Annotated in this window: 2 protein-coding genes; one reads left to right on the top strand and one right to left on the bottom strand. The window is 76.7% G+C overall.

From position 1 onward, the window contains the following. Positions 1-174 precede the first annotated feature (174 nt). Positions 175-411 (bottom strand): hypothetical protein, encoded by a 237-nt coding sequence (locus PYV61_RS25495; RefSeq protein ID WP_275836695.1) that lies wholly within the window; start codon positions 409-411, stop codon positions 175-177. A 57-nt stretch (positions 412-468) separates the two neighbouring features. On the opposite strand from PYV61_RS25495, the gene PYV61_RS25490 reads away from it, so the two are divergent. Then, on the top strand, positions 469-1,243 hold a 775-nt coding region (locus PYV61_RS25490), incomplete at its 3' end, for an ABC transporter ATP-binding protein (protein WP_275836694.1).

Genomic DNA, 1,243 nt, shown 5'->3' with positions numbered 1-1,243 from the left:
CGGCGTGGTCTACAACGGCGTGGTCTACAACGGCGTGGTCTACAACGGCGTGGTCCGGTCCTACGTGAGCCACCACCGACAGGTGAAGGTCACGCCGTACCGGACCACGCCGTACCAGAGCACGCCGTACCAGAGCACGCCGTACCAGAGCACGCCGTACCTGAGCACGCCCTATCAGGTCCCGCTGAGCATCCTCGACAACCTCCTCCGCACCCCCTCGTCCGCCGCCTCGTCGACCAGCACGGCCAGCCGCAGCTCCCGGCGCTCCGCGCCGGAGAGCGCGCCGACGTACGCGGCCCGCTCCGACGGGCGCAGCGCGGTCAGCGCGGCCAGAAAGGCGTTGAGGCCGCCCGCCGGGACGGGGACGGCACGACGGCGGACGGGGGCGTCCGTATCGGCGAAGGAGATCACGGGGCGCCGTCCGTGCATAGGTTGCACCACGCCGACGCCCGCCCCCGCTCCGACCCCGTGCCCGCCGCCCCCGCCCTCGCCATCGACCGCCTCACCGTCCGCTTCGGCGCCGTCACCGCCGTCGACGGGCTCACGCTCGAGGCGTACCCCGGGGAGGTCGTCGCCCTCCTCGGCCACAACGGGGCGGGCAAGACGACCACCGTCCGCGCCGCCAACGGGCTCGCCGAGCCGGCCGCCGGGTCGGTGCGCGTGCTGGGGCTGTCGCCGCTCGCCGACGGCGCGGTGCTGCGCCGGCGCACCGCCGTCATCACCGACGTGCCCGGGCTCGACGAGCGGCTGACCCCGCGCGAGGTGCTGCGCTTCTCGGCCGACGTGTACGGCGTCCCCGCCGCCGAGGTGGGGCCGCGCATCGAGGCCGGGCTCGCCGAGTTCGGGCTGGCCGAGCGGGCAGGCGACCGCGTCGGGGGGTTCAGCCGCGGGATGCGGCAGCGACTGGCGCTCGCCCGCGCGCTGCTGCACCGCCCCGACCTCCTCTTCCTCGACGAGCCGACGACCGCGCTCGACCCGGCGGCGACGCGGCAGCTGCACGGCGTCATCCGCCGCCTCGCGCGCGACGAGGGACGCACGGTCGTGCTGTGCACGCACAACCTGCACGAGGCCGAGGCGCTGGCCGACCGCGTGGCGGTGCTGTCGCGCGGGCGGCTGCTGGCGCTCGACACGCCCGACGCGCTGGCGCACGGGGCGCAGGGGGCGGCGCGCGTGTCGCTGCAGGTGCACCCCGACGACGGCCCCGCCGCCGACGACGCGGCGGCGGCCGACGCGGCGCTCGACG

Origin of the sequence: Roseisolibacter sp. H3M3-2, from assembly GCF_029211165.1 — a bacterium.
GTDB lineage: Bacteria > Gemmatimonadota > Gemmatimonadetes > Gemmatimonadales > Gemmatimonadaceae > Roseisolibacter.
This window is presented reverse-complemented; position numbering and strand designations above follow the sequence as displayed.